This is a genomic window from Paraburkholderia sp. WS6, assembly GCF_030464835.1.
In the GTDB taxonomy this organism is placed as follows: domain Bacteria; phylum Pseudomonadota; class Gammaproteobacteria; order Burkholderiales; family Burkholderiaceae; genus Paraburkholderia; species Paraburkholderia madseniana.
On the sequence record NZ_JALQCK010000004.1, the window covers coordinates 102,584 to 119,104 of the forward strand.

Below are 16,521 nucleotides of genomic sequence, written 5' to 3' on the forward strand. Positions count from 1 at the left end.
GCGAAGGTCAGCCAATGGGCGTAATCCTAGTTACTTCGATCCTTCAGCCACCTTTCCCGTACCATTTGTACAACTAAGTGTAATCACTGATATCCGAAAATTTGCGCAACGGCCGTAGACCGTGTCATTCCGATTCGGCCTGCGGTTCCGGTGTCGGGATCCGGAACTGGCGGATCTTGTGATACAGCGTCTTGCGCGGCATGCCCAGCGCAGCACTGGCCGCACCGACATTGCCGTGATGACGTAGCAGCATTTCTTCGATCAATACCCGTTCGAAGCGTGCTGTCTGTTCGGCCAGTGTGCCGGATATCCCCGCCGGGCCAGCATCAGCTATGAGCGTGTCACCCACCAGGCCCAGCACGAAGCGGTCCGAGACGTTCTGCAGTTCGCGCACATTGCCCGGCCATTGATGTGCCATCAGTTCGGACACCTGCGATGCCGAGAGGGTCGGCGCGGCTTGCCCAAAGCGCCGGGCCGCTGCGAGCACAAAGTGCTCGAATAACAACGGGATATCTTCGCGGCGTTCGCGCAACGGCGGCAGATCGATCTGCGCGACATTCAACCGATAGAGGAAATCCGACCGGAAGCGCCCTTCTTTCGCCAGTTCTGTCAGGTCAGCTTTGGACGCTGCGACGATCCTGCAGTCAACCGGAATTGACTCATTGGCGCCCAACCGTTCGATGTGGCGTTCCTGCAAGACGCGCAGCAGCTTGATCTGCAGCGCAACCGGCATGGTTTCGATTTCGTCGAGAAAGAGCGTTCCGCCGTGAGCCCATTCGATCTTGCCGACCCGACTCTTGATGGCGCCGGTAAAGGCCCCGGCCTCGTGACCGAAGAGTTCGCTTTCAAAAAGCTGCTCAGGCAACCCGCCGCAGTTGAGCGCGACAAAGTGACGGTCGCGCCGCTGGCCGAAGTCATGCAACCCACGCGCGATCAGTTCCTTGCCAGTTCCCGTCTCGCCTGTGATGAGTACCGATACGGAAGTATCCGCGAGCCGCAGGATCTTCTTGCGGACCTCGGCAATCGCAGGTGACTTGCCTAGCACCATCGCCTCGATACCGTGCCAGTTACGCAGCGCGTCGCGCAGACCCTGTACTTCGAGCGTCAGACGCCGTTTCTCGACAGCGCGTGCGACCCGGCTCGCGATGTGTTCCGACGAAAACGGTTTTTCAATGAAGTCATAGGCGCCGCGACGCATCGCGCCTACCGCTGTCGAGATGTCCGCATGGCCACTGATCAGCACCACGGGAATCTGCGCATCGACCGCCAGCACACGTTCGAGCAATTGCAGCCCGTCGATGCCCGGCATCCGCACATCGGACACGATCACCACCGGTGCGCCTGGCGCGACCTCGGCCAACGCCAAACCCGCCGACTCATAGGCCTGCACCGGATAGCCAGCCAGTGCAACCGCCTGCTCGACGCCGAGACGGACGTTCTCGTCGTCTTCGACCACTACAACACGAATCTCATCACCCATTGGCTGCCCCCTGCACCGTTGCCGCCACAAAATCGATCTTGAACTGCGCGCCACCGCCGGGGAGGTTCGCAGCCGAGATACGGGCGCCGAATCCCTCGACAAGGCGCGATGTGATCGCCAGACCCAGCCCCAGGCCGCGCCCCCGCGGCTTTGTCGTTACAAACGGCTCGAACAGATGAGCCAGTGCCTCGGCAGCAATACCAGTGCCACTATCGGCAATCGTGAATATCACCCGGCCGTGCTCATCCGCCTCGCGCGCATCAATGGCAATCGTACGCCGTGCCTCGGACACGACAGCATCAAGTGCGTTGCCAAGCAGGTTGACGATCACCTGCTGCAACTGGCCCGGCTCTGCATACACCGTCGTACCCGCAGCAACGTGGATGTCGAGTTGCACCTGTTCGTCGCGAACTCGCGACTCGTAAATCAGTACGGCATGCTCCACCGCTTCATTCAGCGACACCGGGACCCGTTCGACGCCCGGCCTGCGGGCGAAGGTCTTCAGCTCGCCGGTGAGTAGCGCCATGCCGTCGACCAGGCGCGAGATACGTTCGAGATTGGCGATCGCCGGTGCGGGCTGATTGCGTTCGAAAAACGTCCGGGCGTTGTCGGACAGTGTCCTGATTGCGACGAGCGGCTGATTCAGTTCATGCGTCAAACCCGCTGCCATCTGTCCCAGCACCGCCAGCTTGCCCGCATGCACCAGTTCCTGTTGAGAATCGCGCAGTGACTGCTCCGCACGTATGCGTTCGGCAATTTCCTGTCGCATCCTCGCGTTGGCACTGGTCAGTTCTGCCGTGCGTTGCTGCACAGTAACCTCCAGACGCTCATTGGCGCCGCGCAAGGCATCCTGGGCGTTCAGCTTCTCAGCAATCGCGCGACGATGCTGAATCGCATACAGGCCATAGAGGCCGACGATCAGGAAGAGCCCGGTGACGAACGCGAATGCCAGGTATTGCTGGTGCCGTGCCGGTGCGACGTCGAGTAGCACGATGATCGAATCGCCCGCTTGTGGCGCCGGTTTCGACAGGGCAAGAAAGCGCCGATAGCGGCCTCTATGGGTCCAGTCGGGAAACTGTGCAAACCAGCCCGCCGTGCCCCACTCGCCAAGTCGCCGATACGGCAGCGGCTCAACCGCCCGGCCCGCGTATTGCCGCGACGCCTGAATCTGCGTCTGCCGCTCCGGCGTAATGGGTCTCAGCGCCATGAATTTCCACGCCGGAACCGTGGAGATAACAATCACGCCATTCGCGTCGACGACCATCGCCGCTTCGGCCGGCACCCTCCATGCGGATTCAAGCGCATCGACGCTGACCTTGACCGCCGCTGCACCGATCGACCCGTCGGCCTCGCGCACTGCACTCGCATAATAAAGACCTGGCACGCCTGTGTTTGTGCCGATGCCGAAAAAGCGCCCCGAGCCATGCGCGAGCGCGTCCTTGAAGTACGGGCGATACGAAACGTTAGTACCAACAAAGCTCAGCGGTTGATCCCAGTTGCTCGCGGCGATCACCGTGCCATGCGGCTCGATCAGGTACACCGCGAGGCTTCCCGCCTCGCGGTTGACCGCGGCCAGATAGGTATCCACCGCGTGTATAAACGCCGGCTGCGCATCGGTTCGCGCGCGCAACAGCGCATGCACGCTGTCCTGCCGCGCAACGATGCCAGGCACCATTTCGTAGCGGCCCAGTTCGCTTTTCAGGCTCGCGGCGTAGAGATCGAGGCGGTAACTGCCTACCATCGCGATTGCGCTAACGGAGCGCTGCCACGCAAGCTCAATCGCTACGCCAGCCACGCCGGCGTATAGCACCGCTGCGGCCAGCCATCCCCACAGCGGAACACCACACACTCTCACGTGCACGAACGACCTCATTGAAACCTCACAGGCGACTGATGCCGGCCAATTCTCGCAAATCGCCCATCCGGCGTACAGCCCGGCATATACCCCTTTCACAGCTGCGGTTGTTCAACACCCTGGCCGCGCCGGTGCGTCATCCAAAGTGCGCAAGCACGATCAGTGTCCCCGTGACGACGATTGCGCCGCCAATGCGCGTGGCGATCTGCGCGAACGGCATCAGTTGCATCCGGTTCGCCGCTGTCAGGATCGCGACATCGCCGGTACCTCCCTGTCCGCTATGGCACGCGTTTACGATTGCCGTATCGATGGGGTGCATCTTCAGAAAGAATGCCACCGCAAAACCGCTGCCCATCAGCGTCACAACCGTTGCCACGATAGTGACGATATTGGCCAGGGTGAACGCCGCGACCAGTTTGTCCCAGGGCGTCATCGCAACGCCGATCGCGAACAGCAATGGGTAGGTCACCGCTGTCGAAAAGAACTTGTAGACGACAAAGGCGCCCTCCTGCAGCGGCGGCGATACCGCCCGCCCGAGTTTGACCAGCACTGCAATGAACAGCATCGCGACAGGCGCCGGCAGGCCGAACAGGTCGCGGCACATCAACCCCAGCAGATAGAGCGTAATGGCCGTGATCCCCGCTGCTGCGATGTGGGTGACGTCGACGTGTCCGGTGATTTCGTCAAGCATCGGGACCATCTCTTCCTGCTCGCCAACTTGCAGGCGTCCTTGCCCTGTGAGGTGCGGCAAGCGTTTCCCGAGCATATCAAGCGCACCGGACAGAACAATCGCCGTGAGGCTGCCCAGCATCACCGGCGGCAGCACTTGCGCAAACAACTCGCCTTGTGGCAGATGAAGAATTTCTGAGTAGCCAATCGACAGGGGCATCGCACCTTCACCGACACCGCCCGCCATGATCGGTGCGACGATGAAGAAGAATGTATGGTGCGCGCCGAGTCCGAGCACAGTTCCGACGGTGGTTCCAACGATCGCAGCGGCGACCGAACCGACTGCGAGCGGAACGAAAATCTTCAGGAAGCCCTGGATCAGCACGCGGCGGTCCATGCTGAGAATGCTGCCGACAATGATCGATGCGATGAACAGGTACAGGAAGTTGGTCGACTTCGTGAAATCCCTCGTCAGCGTGATGATTGGTTTCGGCAGAAAGTGGTAGTAGGCCAGCGCGGACGGAATGAACGTTGCAAAGATCGCTGCCGCGCCGATATTGCGGAACAGCGGCAAGCGCTTGCCGATTTCCGCACACGTGAAGCCGAAGAATGCGAGTACTGCGATCGCCATCGATATCTCGCCCGGCACCTTGCCAGAGATCACAAAGCCAGCGATCAATGCGAACAGCACGACATAGATTGGCAACGGGATGATGCCGATCCGGATTTCCATCAATTTCCACCAGCCTTCCGGCCAGAAGCGGGTTTGGGCTTCAATGACGGGTGCCGGTTCTGGCTGTGACGTGGGGGATGTGCTGTGCACGTTTGTCTCCTGACTGTTCAAGGGCTCCTAACGCAACGCGATGACGCGTTACGGCTTTCGAGCTGATTAATACGCGTGACCATGCAGCGGATCGCTTGTCCGCTTTAAGGCCGGTTCCGAACGATGACCAGGCAGTCCCGATCGGAGGCGTTTGCCGGCTGATAAAAGCAAGAGTCGGGCCAGCCAGCAGCTATTTTTTCGCGCCGCTATGTGTCTGTTAGCGTTACGTTTTTTTGACGCGTGGCGCAGGACGATTGGCTCTTGGCTCAAAGCTCAGAATTCGGTGGCCGGGCAGGCTGAAATCTCGGCCACCGCAAACGCACCGTGCTCGTTCAGTCCTTCAGACGGTCTCGTGCAACGAATTTCCATCGGCAAATCATTGTCCTCAGCGAACCTCGCCACAAATTGAAACGCGGCCGGGCAAATCAGCTGAAGATCGCCGGAAATCAGTAGGCATTTGACGTCGGCCTGGACGATTGGCATGGCTAACGGTGTGCAGGCGATATGAATGCCCGGCCGACGCTCGCCAACGAACAGCGTGATGACGCCGGTCAGCCGTTCGGCCCAGTCGCCGGGCCGGAATGTCTTTCCGCTGTATGTGATGCCCTTGATCAAGAAGTGTTGGGTACCGAAGTGTGCCGTCATATTTCTACAGCCGGTAGCTCGGACGACGGGGCTCGTGTTCCAGGCCGCGCGATCGCGCAGGCAAGCCTGCTAAAGTGCCAGCCAAGGTGCCAGGTGAAGTCATTGCGTAGTCTCCGTGAGTGCGACGTCGTGGTCGCGTCGATGTCATGCCAGGCACGGCTCTCCAGTTTTGATCGAAGGCCGACGGCAGGCAGCAATATCGCAAGGGTCGTGCCAAGTGGCCGCGATCATGCACGTTTCTATTCTTTTGATTTTTCAATGCTTTTTTCGACGTCGCCCCGCGAAGAAGGGGTTCAGTCGCAAACTTCGGAATTGGGCCTCACGGATGGCCGGGATGTCAGCCATTCCGACTTGAGCACCGCGTGTCTTCCCTTGCTACGCCGGATAGTGAGCATGACCAGCAAGACGACCGGGACGATCAGGAGTCCTTCGGCCAGCTCCGGATCGAGAGGAAAATGCAGGGTATGAAGGGCCTTGAATCCGGCCGACGTCAGGGAGAGCACGTAGTACGAGATGGCGGCAACAGACAGGCCCTCGACCGCATGTTGCAGCCTCAACTGGCTTTGCGCCGTCTGATTCATGCCTTCCAGCAAGCGGGTCGTGTCCTCTTCCTGCGCGAGATTGACGCGCGTGCGCAGCAGATCGACCGCCCTCGCCACCCGTCCAGCGAATTGTTCGTGGCGCGCCCAGACGGTCTTGCACGTCTCCATCGCGGGGGCAAAGCGCCGCTCCATGAATTCGGCGATCGTCGGCATGCCTTCAATGCGTTCTTCGCGCAGTTCCTGAATGCGGGCAAGCACGAGTTTTTCATAAGCGCGCGAGGCGCTGAAGCGCCCGCTCGAGCCCGCCAACGACTCGATGCGCACGGCAAGATGCGTGAGACGCACCAGCAGCTCGGCATCATTGCGGCGTCCCTGACTCGTGTCCATGCTGTGCATCAGCGGCTGAAGCGCCGACTGCAGTTCGTCGAGACTTCTGCCCAGTTCGCGGGCAACCGGCAGCGCCAGCAAAGCCATCATCCGGTACGTCTCGATCTCGTAGAGGCGCTGCAGGAGACGTCCGCCCTGTTCCTCCCGAAAGTCATCGTCGATCACGAGAAACCGCGAGAAGCCGTCGGGCCGGATGCTCCAGTCGCAGTAAGCCTGTCCGCCTCCCAGCACCTTGCTGCCCACCAGAACGGGACCGTCGATCCACTGCCGCACGCTCTCGCGTGCCGCACCGGCTGCGTCGCCCGACACGAGTTCCATCCGGATCGCAACGAACCGCTTGCCTTCAAAACCGCGAAACCATTCGGACGGGATATGTGCCGACGGCAGATCGGAAAAGTAATCCGCGTCATGGCGCTGCGCGACAAACGTGAAGGTGGAGAATTCCGTGTGCCGCTCCCACTTCAACTGATTCTCCTCATTCCAGCGCGCCGAGTAATGCGTCGTACCGTCGACGGGAATCGCCAGGCCTGTCAGCCTGCACAGCGACCGAAGGAGCGCTTCGTGAACGGAAGGGTCGCCGTCGGCATAGATGGCAAAGTGCGCGAGCGCCACCGATCCGCCAATCCGGAGAAACGGCCGGGCGTGCAACTCGCCCGCGAGGCTGGCGCGCAGGAAATGATCCATAGTTGATCTTCTTTCTGATTTCTGATGGTTGCGCGCGTTGCCCGAAAATCAGTATTACCAGGAACTCACGAAGGCGTGGACAAGCCGGTTGAATACCCCCGGCTTCGCGACGTTCATTCCATGCGATGCACCGGCAACGGTCTGCTTGTCCGCGTAGTCGATCCAATCCGCGAGCTTGTCGACGTTGTTGCGAAACATGCGCGGGCTCTTTTCGCCCTCGATCAGCAACGTCCTGCACTGCACCTCACGCGCTGCATCGCGTGAGTACGCGGGCAACGGATCGCGAAACTGCTTCGGCAACGTGGCGGCGTTGTCGATCGCCATTGTGCGGAAACTGGGGGGACTCTTGTGCCAGAAACCAGGCATGCTCACCGAGTCGACGAAAAGCTCCAGTCCGGCGTCAATCGCACCGCTTTCAATCAGATCAGCAACTTTGGTGCGAAGGAGATTGGTCGCAGGTGGCAACGAGGCTTCCGGCATTCCATCGATCTGCAACGGACCACCCGGATCAGCGAGCGTCAACGTCTTCACCAGGCGCGGATACTCGCGCGCCACGTGGAATGCAATGCACCCTCCCCGCGAGTGCCCCACCAGATGAACCGGCCCGAGGTCCATTGCCGCAATGAATTCGGCGAGTTCCGCGACATGCGTCTTCCAGCCAAATTCTCCTTGAATGCAGGCATCGTCAGCCGGCCAGTAGTGGCTGAGGCTAACCGAAATGCAGAGGAAATGCTTCGAAAGGAATTCGGTTTGACTGCTCCAATAGCGATAATCGCAAAGCGATCCGTGCACGAAAACCAGCGGCTCTCCCGAACCGCTGATCACATAGGGCACGCAGATGCCGGAGGGCACGGTGGCAAAGCACAACTCCGGGACTGAAAGTATTGAAGGGTCGGTTCGCGCGTTCATGCATGGGCTCCTTTCCAGCACTATGCACGATGCGCTAATCTAAGAAAATCGCGTAATATTGATGGTATCTATCGATTTATCTGATACCAATGAAAGCACTTGATCTGGACGTTCTGACAATGATCGTGGCCGTGGCCGACACGGGGAACATCAGTCGCGCGGCGGAAGTCGTCCATCGCTCGCAATCGGCGGTGAGCATGCAGATCAAGACCCTCGAAACGGCGCTCGGCAAGCCGCTTTTCGTGCGCAAGCCGCGAAGCGTGACCCCGACGCAAGATGGCGAAGTCCTGCTGATTTTCGCGCGGCGCATGCTCGCTTTGCGCGATGAAGCCTGGGCGGCGGTGGTCCGTCCCGACGTAACCGGCCGGGTCGTCATCGGTGTGCCCGACGACTATGCGTCGTCACTTCTGCCGTCGATCCTCAAGAAATTTTCCGCTACCTACCCGAAGGTCGAGATTCAGGTAATCGGATTGCCAAGCGTGGCGCTCGCGCCCATGGTGAAGGACGGATCGGTCGACCTGGTCTGCGGGACACGCGTCAAGGGCCTCTCGGGCGAGTTCATCCGGTTCGAACCGATGGTCTGGGCCGCGGCGCCCAGCGCGCATGACATCTGGCGCGAGAGGCCGCTGCCCATTGCGGTGTTCCTGCCGGGTAGCGTCGCTCGGGAAAATGCGATCCGCAGTCTCGAACGGGCCAGGATCACGTATCGGACCTCTTACGAGAGTCCAAGCCTCATGGGTCTTCTCAGTATGGTCGAAGCGGGACTCGCGGTGGCGCCGCTCGCGCAGTGTGCAGTTCCCGCTCATTTGACTTTGCTCGGCCATGCGCAGGGCTTGCCCGAAATCGCCGCGCTGGAGGTCGTACTTGCGCGGAGCGCCAAATCGAAGCGGCCGCCATGCGACTTTCTTGCCGAAAAGATCATGTCGGAACTGCGGCGTTAGTCGCACAGCGTCTCGCTACCGCTCCCCTTCAACGCGATCAATGGCGATGCGAACGTGGCGTGCCAGGGTGCGCCGGCCCCACGGCCGCGCCCGACTTGCGGGTGCGGCGCCGCGCACGGTCATGCCGCCCTCGTTCGCTAAGATGCGAGGCGCGAAGATTCGCCGTATGTCGCAGGTGTCCCTCTCCGACACCTTCTGGACCTGACGGCGTGGCGTTGCCGTCGTCATGGCGAGCGAAAAAAGTATCGCCGGGTTTGATCACGGCCAGCATGGTTTTGAGTCTCTTCATCATGAAACTTCAGTCTCCTTCAAGCTGTACTCAATCGTTCCAGTTCGGTGTCGACCAGCAGCTTCTTCAGTTCCGGCACGCAGGACCCGCAGTTGCCGCCGGCCTTCAGGCACGCGGTGATTTCCGCCGCGGTCTTTAGCCCTTGCTCACGGATCGCCGTGCAGATCGTATTGCGTCCCACACCGAAACACGAGCAGACCGTGGGCCCCGTATCGACACCCTTGCCAATCGGCTGCCCGACCAGCAGACCAGCACGGTCCTCCTCGTCGAGCCTGTCCTTCCCGAACAGGCCCGCGAGCCACGTACGCGACGGCAACGGCAACTCGGGGCGCGCCGATACGAAGATGCAACTCTCGATACGCTCGTCGACCAGATGCACGGCGCGATAGATGCCCGCCGTCCTGTCCTCGTACTCCAGCCAGTCGGCGTGCGGATCGTCGATACCGAACAGCGCTTGCGCCCAGCCACCGTGATCGGTGAGCGGCTTGCGCCCCGCGAGTTCGTAGCGCACGAACTGCGTGCCGTGGACACGCGTCCAGTAGGTCATGCCGTCCAGCACCGGGGCGTGGCGGCTCAACGAGAAACCGTGCCAGGCGACGTCGAACCTGTCGACGCGAACCGGCGTATGTTTGAACTCAGGCTCCCCGGAGACCGGATCGACCTCGGGATTCACCACCGCGCCGACACGCGCATCGGACGCCACCTGATCGTTCCAGTGAATCGGCACGAACACGCTGCCTCGCGACATGCCTCCGCCATGCTGCACACGTGCGACCATCGTGCCCCAACGGCTCGACACGCGCGCGAGTTCTCCTTCCCGCACGCCGTACGACAGCGCGTCCTGCGGATGCAGATCGACGAATGCTTCCGTCACGTGGCCGGCGAGTTTCTCCGACTTGCCCGTGCGGGTCATCGTGTGCCATTGGTCGCGTACCCGGCCGGTATTCAGCGTGAGCGGATACTCGCCGTCCGGTGCGTGGACCGGTGCGCGCGGCGGGGTCGCGACGAAACGCGCCTTGCCGTCTGCGTGCGCATAGCGGCGATCACCGAAGAGACGCGCGGTACCGCGCTGCGCTGCGCCGTTCGCCGCCAGTACCGGCCACTGGATCGGCTGCAGCGCATCGTAGCGCTCCCGGCCGAGCGCGACGAGGCCGCTCAGATTGAACACACGCGGCACATCGCCTTCGACGTGTCCGTTATTCATTTTCCCTTGGCTGTCAGCGGTCTCGCCACCGTTGCCCCGCTCGTTGCCGGCCTCGTTGCCGGCCTCATTGCGATAGGCACTCAGCCGTGCATGCTCGTCGAAAATCTCATGCGGAGCCGAAAAATCAAAGCCGGCATACCCCATGCGCTGTGCGACGTCGCAGATGATCCGCCAGTCCGCGCGCGCTTCGCCCGGTGCCGGCAGGAACGCCCGCTGGCGCGAAATCCTGCGCTCGGAGTTGGTGACGGTGCCGTCTTTCTCGCCCCAGCCGAGCGCCGGCAGCAGGACGTGGGCAAACACATTCGTGTCCGTGTTTTCAACAATGTCGGAGCTGACGACGAGTTCGCAGCGCGCGAGCGCGCGCTTCGCCTGATCGCCATCGGGCAAGCTCACAACCGGGTTCGTGCCCATGATCCAGACGGCCTTGATCCGGCCGGTCTCGATCGCCCCGAACAACTCGACCGCCTTGAGTCCCGGCCGTTCCGCGATGGCGGGCGAGCCCCAGAAAGTCTGCACGAGGTCGCGATGGCGCGGATTGTCGAGCTCCAGATGTGCCGCCAGCATGTTCGCGAGGCCGCCCACTTCACGCCCGCCCATCGCGTTCGGCTGTCCGGTAAACGAGAACGGCCCCATCCCCGGCTTGCCGATGCGGCCTGTCAGCAGATGGCAATTGATGATGCTGTTCACCTTGTCGGTGCCGGAGGACGACTGGTTCACGCCCTGGGAATAGACCGTTACGACCCGCTCGGTCCGCGCGAAGAGCCGATAGAACTCGAGCAGATCGTGCCGGTCGACCTTGCAGGCCTTCGCGCACTGCGCGAGATCGAAGCCGTTCACCGCGTCGGTTGAGGCGGCATCGAGTGCCTGCGCATAGCCGGTCGTATGCGCATCGACGAAACCTGCATCTGTCGTATCGTGTTCCGCGAGAAAACTGAGCAGCCCGTTGAACAGCCGGACGTCCGTGCCCGCCTTCAGCGGCAAGTGCAGGTCGGCCATCTCGCAGGTCGCGGTGTAGCGCGGGTCGATCACGACGACCTTCATCTCGGGCCGCGTTTCCTTGATCCTGACAATCCGCTGGAACAGGATCGGATGGCACCACGCAGTGTTCGATCCGACCAGCACGACCAGGTCCGCGAGTTCGAGGTCTTCGTAGCACACCGGCACCAAGTCTTCGCCGAACGCACGCTTATGCCCTGCAACCGATGACGACATGCACAGGCGCGAATTGGTGTCGATGTTCGCGCTGCCGACATAGCCCTTCATCAGCTTGTTGGCGACGTAGTAGTCCTCCGTCAGCAGTTGTCCCGAGACATAGAGTGCGACTGCATCCGGGCCGTGCTGATCGATGATCCGGCGAAATTCGCTGGCAACCGTGTCGAGCGCATCGCTCCACGACACATCGCGCAATTCATCGCTGCCCGGCTCGCGCAGCTTCGGATGCAGCAGGCGTCCGTCGAGCCCGACCGTTTCGCCGAGCGCCGAGCCCTTCACGCACAAGCGTCCGGCGTTTGCCGGGTGGCGTTCGTCGCCGGCAATGTCGGGCTGGCCGTCCGGGCGTGGCGTCGCGAGTACGCCGCAGCCGACGCCGCAGTAAGGACAGGTGGTCCGGACCGCGTCACGACGGGTGTCAGGCGGATTGGAAATGACGATGGGAAAACTCACATTCGATTCCGGTTCAGGCGGGCTGCGCCTCGCACAGGGCTTTACCGAACAGCAACTGGCTGCGCAGCGGAGAAATGTCGGTCCGGTTCTGGATCAGCTCGAAGTACCAGGCGCCGTCCCTGACGTCGCCGTAGAGGACGGCGCCGATCACCCGGCTACCCTCGATCACGAGGCGCTTGTAGATGCCGCGTCGCGGATCGCGCAACACGAGGTCTTCACTGTCCGGGCCGCCGACGAAATCACCAGCGGAATAAAGGTCGACGCCGGTGACTTTCAGCTTGGTCGCCGTCGCGCGCTGCACGTAACGGCGGTGACCCGCACCGGCCAGATGCGCGCCGCAGACACGCGCCTGATCCCAGATCGGCGCGACGAGACCGAAGGTCGCCGTGCGGTGCTGCACGCATTCGCCAACGGCATAAACACGCGGATCGTAGGTCTGCAACGTGTCATCGACGACGATCGCGCGCTCGCAGTGCAAGCCCGCCTGCTTCGCGAGCTCGATATTCGGGCGCACCCCGGCCGTCATGACGACCAGGTCGGCGGGAATCTCCATGCCGTCGTCAAAACGTACCGCGGTGACACGCTCCGGCCCGACGATTTCGGCGGTGCGGGCCTTCATCAGGAAACGCAAGCCCCTGCGCTCCAGCGTCTGCAGCAGCAGGGCCGACGCGCTCCTGTCGAGCTGGCGGTCCATCAAGCTTTCGGTGTCGTGCACGACAGTCACCGACATGCCCTGGCGCATGAGCCCGTTCGCTGCCTCCAGTCCGAGGAGACCGCCGCCTATGATTACGGCGTGACGATGACTGCGCGCTGCGGCGAGCATCGTCTCGACGTCCTGGATGTCGCGAAACGCGATCACCCCCGGCAGTTGGTGACCTGGCACCGGAATCAGGAATGGCTTGGAGCCGGTTGCGATCAGCAGCCGGTCGTAGCCCACCTCGATGCCGCTTTGCGAGCGCACGATGCGGCGCTTGCGATCAATAGCGGCCACCGGGTCGCCCGCATGCAGCCGGATACCATGATCCGTATACCAGTCACGCGTATTGAGGATGATCTCGTCGACACACTTCTCGCCCGCGAGTACCGGTGACAGCAGGATGCGGTTGTAGTTGCCGTACGGCTCGGCGCCGAATACGGTGATGTCATAGAGGTCCGGCGCGAGCTTCAGCAGCTCTTCGACAGTGCGCATGCCGGCCATACCGTTGCCGACCACCACCAGACGCGGACGGGAAGGCGCGCCGGGCGATGCGCCTCCCGAGGTCTGTCCGGCGTATTCGTGTCTCATGCAGCGACCCACACCGTGCCGCTCTCGACGCGCACCTGGTAGGCGTTGACGGAATTCTCGGGCGCCTCGAGGCACTCGCCGGTGCGCAGATCGAAATGATGCTTGTAGATCGGCGAGGCCACCACGATGCGCTCGCCGAGGTTGCCGATCAACCCGCGCGAGAGCACCGCCGCCTGCGAACCCGGATCGAAGTTGTCGATCGCGAACACGGTGCCGTCACCGTGCGCGACGTGAAACACCGCGACCTGCTCGCCGTTGACAAGCGCACAGACGCCCGTATTCGGAACAATGTCGTCGAGCGCACACACGGGCATCCAGGATTGCGGAAGTCGATCGTTGTTCATGTTGATCTCCTCAGGGTAGGTGGCGTGGAGGGTCAGGCGGTCTCGACGACCACCGGAACCGGGAACTGCTTCGCTCGCCGCTCGGCGGGTGTCGCGGGCCGGATCTGGCCGCGTTCCTCCACAAACGTAACAGTGCCGTCGGCCTTTTCGCTGTTGACGAAATGGCGGAAGCGTTTGCGTGTTTCAGGATCGGTGACGGCTTTCTTCCACTCGTCTTCGTAGCTGTCGACCACCTGCTGCATTTCGACTTCGAGTTCCGCGGCCACGCCCAGGTGATCGTTGACGACCACATCGATCAGATAGTCGAGTCCGCCTTCGAGGTTGTCACGCCACACGCTGGTGCGTTGCAGACGGTCGGCCGTACGCACGTAAAACATCAGGAAGCGGTCGATGTAGCGCACCAGGGTCTCTTGATCGAGGTCGGACGCGAGCAGTTCGGCGTGGCGCGGCTTCATGCCGCCGTTGCCGCATACGTAGAGATTCCAGCCCTTCTCGGTGGCGATGATGCCGACGTCCTTGCCCTGTGCTTCCGCGCATTCGCGGGTGCAGCCCGATACGCCGAACTTGATCTTGTGCGGCGTGCGCAGGCCCTTGTAGCGGTTCTCGAGTTCGACCGCGAGTCCTACTGAATCGCCGACACCATAACGGCACCACGTCGAACCGACGCACGACTTCACGGTACGCAGCGACTTGCCATATGCGTGGCCCGATTCGAAACCGGCGGCAATCAGTTCTTCCCAGATGAACGGCAGTTGCTCGACGCGCGCGCCGAACATATCGACTCGCTGACCGCCGGTGATTTTCGTGTAGAGCCCGTATTTCTTCGCCACCTCGCCGACCGCGATCAAACCGTCAGGCGTCACTTCGCCACCCGCCATGCGTGGCACGACCGAATAGGTGCCGTCGCGCTGGATGTTGGCGAGGTAGTAGTCGTTGGTGTCCTGCAGCGATGCGTGCTCTTTCTTCAGCACGAATTCGTTCCAGCACGACGCGAGGATGCTCGCCACGGCCGGCTTGCAGATATCGCAGCCAAGACCATGTCCGTGCTTAGCCAGCAATTCGCCGAAGCTGCGCACACCTTCTACGCGCACGATGTGATACAGCTCCTGGCGCGAATACGGGAAGTGTTCGCACAGGTGGTTGTTGACCGCGAGGCCCTGCTTCTTCATCTCGGCCTTCATCACCTGCGTGACGAGCGGCACGCAGCCGCCGCACGACGTGCCGGCCTGGGTCGCGCATTTGAGCGAGCCGATGTCGGTCGCGCCCGCGCACACCGCAGCGCACAGGTCGCCTTTGGAGACGTTGTTGCACGAGCAGATCTGCGCGGCCTCGGGCAGCGCGTCGACCCCGAGGCCGGGTTTGGCCTTGCCGTCGCTTTGCGGCAGGATGAGGAATTCCGGCGCTTCGGGCAGCTCGATGCGATTCAGCATCATCTGCAGCAGCGTGCCGTATTCGCTCGCATCGCCCACCATCACGGCGCCGAGCAGTTGCTTGCCGCACTCCGACACCACCATCTTCTTGTAGACCTGCTTGCGTTCGTCGCTGAACTGGTACGTGCGGCTGCCCGGCGTCTTGCCGTGCGCGTCGCCAATGCTCGCGACATCCACGCCCATCAGCTTGAGTTTGGTGCTCATGTCCGCACCGCAGAAGCCAGCCTGATCGCCCAGCAATTGCTTCGCCGTAACGCGCGCCATGTCATACCCTGGCGCCACGAGGCCATACACCGTGCCGTTCCACGCCGCGCATTCGCCGATCGCATAGATGTCCGGATCGCTCGTGCGGCAGGTGTCATCGATAGCAATGCCGCCGCGCGGGCCCAGATCCAGTCCGCAGTCACGCGCGATCTCGTCGCGCGGACGGATACCTGCGGAGAACACGATCATGTCGGTGTCGAGATGCGTGCCGTCGGCGAACTGCATCCGGTGGGTGCCCGCTTCGCCATCGGTGATGGTAAGCGTGTGCTTGGCCGTATGGACCTGCACGCCCAGTTCCTCGATCTTGCTGCGCAGCACCCGTCCGCCGCCGTCGTCGACCTGCACCGCCATCAGGCGCGGGGCGAACTCGACGACATGCGCGGCCAATCCCATATCATGCAGCGCCTTCGCGCATTCAAGCCCCAGCAAGCCGCCGCCTACCACCACACCCGACTTCGCCCGAGCGCCGCATGCCTGCATCGCCTCGAGATCTTCGATGGTGCGATAGACAAAGCAGTCCTCACGATCGCTGCCCGCCATCTGCGGAACAAACGGCGAGGAACCAGTGGCGAGCACCAGTTTGTCATAGGAAAGCGTCTCACCGGTCGAGATGCTTACTGTGTGGTCCTCCCGGTTAATCGACACCGCCTTTGCGTTGAGCCTGAGCAGCACGTTCTCGCGATCGAAAAAACCAGGCTTCACGAGCGAGAGATCCTCAGCGGATTTGCCGGAAAAGAATTCGGACAGATGTACCCGGTCATAAGCGGGACGAGGCTCCTCGCACAGCACGGTGATGTGCAGCGCGGCTCTCGCGTCATCCACAAGACATTCAAGAAGCTTGTGCCCCACCATGCCGTGACCAATGACGACAACGTTCATGACTGGAGTCCCATCTATTTCCAACGCGGTTCGCGGCATGTTTTTTCGTCCGGCAAATAAAAAGGCGTCCCGCGGATCCAGCCATCAGGTGACTGAATTCAGGGGACGCCGTTGTCCAAAAAACCGTAATCTAGGGATTGACTTCTGCTGCATGCGGGCCGGACCGCCATTGGTCCTCCGCGCATACTTACGCAAAGGCCGTGCCATGCGTCAAATCGGCCGCAGTGGC

12 protein-coding genes are annotated in these 16,521 nt (G+C 61.9%); 1 reads left to right on the forward strand and 11 read right to left on the reverse strand.

Annotation, left to right across the window (positions count from 1 at the left end):
• Positions 1–124: 124 nt before the first annotated feature.
• The 6 genes from M0D64_RS06710 to M0D64_RS06735 form a co-directional block, all read right to left on the reverse strand.
• On the reverse strand, positions 125–1,480 hold the full coding sequence (locus tag M0D64_RS06710) for a sigma-54 dependent transcriptional regulator (protein WP_266257080.1): 1,356 nt from the start codon (positions 1,478–1,480) through the stop codon (positions 125–127).
• Positions 1,473–3,353 carry an ATP-binding protein gene (locus tag M0D64_RS06715; protein ID WP_266257081.1) on the reverse strand — a complete coding sequence of 627 codons (1,881 nt, stop codon included), beginning with the start codon at positions 3,351–3,353 and terminating at the stop codon, positions 1,473–1,475. The genes M0D64_RS06710 and M0D64_RS06715 overlap by 8 nt, the downstream gene beginning before the upstream one ends.
• Before the next feature lie 118 nt (positions 3,354–3,471).
• On the reverse strand, positions 3,472–4,827 hold the full coding sequence (locus M0D64_RS06720; RefSeq protein ID WP_301717284.1) for a 2-hydroxycarboxylate transporter family protein: 1,356 nt from the start codon (positions 4,825–4,827) through the stop codon (positions 3,472–3,474).
• A 273-nt stretch (positions 4,828–5,100) separates the two neighbouring features.
• On the reverse strand, positions 5,101–5,472 hold the full coding sequence (locus M0D64_RS06725; protein WP_266257082.1) for a DUF3579 domain-containing protein: 372 nt from the start codon (positions 5,470–5,472) through the stop codon (positions 5,101–5,103).
• Between the two features lie 293 nt (positions 5,473–5,765).
• Complete coding sequence (locus M0D64_RS06730; RefSeq protein ID WP_266257083.1) at positions 5,766–7,085, reverse strand: DUF3422 family protein; 1,320 nt, start codon at positions 7,083–7,085, stop codon at positions 5,766–5,768.
• 54 nt (positions 7,086–7,139) lie between these two features.
• A complete protein-coding gene (locus M0D64_RS06735) occupies positions 7,140–7,994 on the reverse strand; it encodes an alpha/beta fold hydrolase (RefSeq protein ID WP_266257084.1) in 855 nt (284 codons plus the stop codon).
• A gap of 89 nt (positions 7,995–8,083) precedes the next feature.
• Between M0D64_RS06735 and M0D64_RS06740 the strand changes: the two genes are divergently transcribed.
• Complete coding sequence (locus tag M0D64_RS06740) at positions 8,084–8,935, forward strand: LysR substrate-binding domain-containing protein (RefSeq protein WP_266257085.1); 852 nt, start codon at positions 8,084–8,086, stop codon at positions 8,933–8,935.
• Positions 8,936–8,972: 37 nt separating this feature from the next.
• Here M0D64_RS06740 and M0D64_RS06745 read toward each other — a convergent pair whose 3' ends face one another.
• From M0D64_RS06745 to nirB, 5 genes are read right to left on the reverse strand one after another with little or no spacing between them, the layout of a single operon-like run.
• Positions 8,973–9,227, reverse strand: coding sequence for a hypothetical protein (locus M0D64_RS06745; protein ID WP_266257086.1), 255 nt, complete (start codon positions 9,225–9,227; stop codon positions 8,973–8,975).
• A gap of 16 nt (positions 9,228–9,243) precedes the next feature.
• Positions 9,244–12,090, reverse strand: a complete 2,847-nt coding sequence (locus M0D64_RS06750; RefSeq protein ID WP_266257087.1) for a nitrate reductase — start codon at positions 12,088–12,090, stop codon at positions 9,244–9,246.
• Positions 12,091–12,103: 13 nt separating this feature from the next.
• On the reverse strand, positions 12,104–13,375 hold the full coding sequence (locus M0D64_RS06755) for an NAD(P)/FAD-dependent oxidoreductase (RefSeq protein ID WP_266257088.1): 1,272 nt from the start codon (positions 13,373–13,375) through the stop codon (positions 12,104–12,106).
• Positions 13,372–13,719 (reverse strand): nitrite reductase small subunit NirD, encoded by a 348-nt coding sequence (gene nirD, locus M0D64_RS06760; RefSeq protein ID WP_266257089.1) that lies wholly within the window; start codon positions 13,717–13,719, stop codon positions 13,372–13,374. Before nirD ends, M0D64_RS06755 begins: the two co-directional genes overlap by 4 nt.
• A 32-nt stretch (positions 13,720–13,751) precedes the next feature.
• Positions 13,752–16,292, reverse strand: coding sequence for a nitrite reductase large subunit NirB (gene nirB, locus M0D64_RS06765; RefSeq protein WP_266257090.1), 2,541 nt, complete (start codon positions 16,290–16,292; stop codon positions 13,752–13,754).
• Positions 16,293–16,521: the final 229 nt, after the last annotated feature.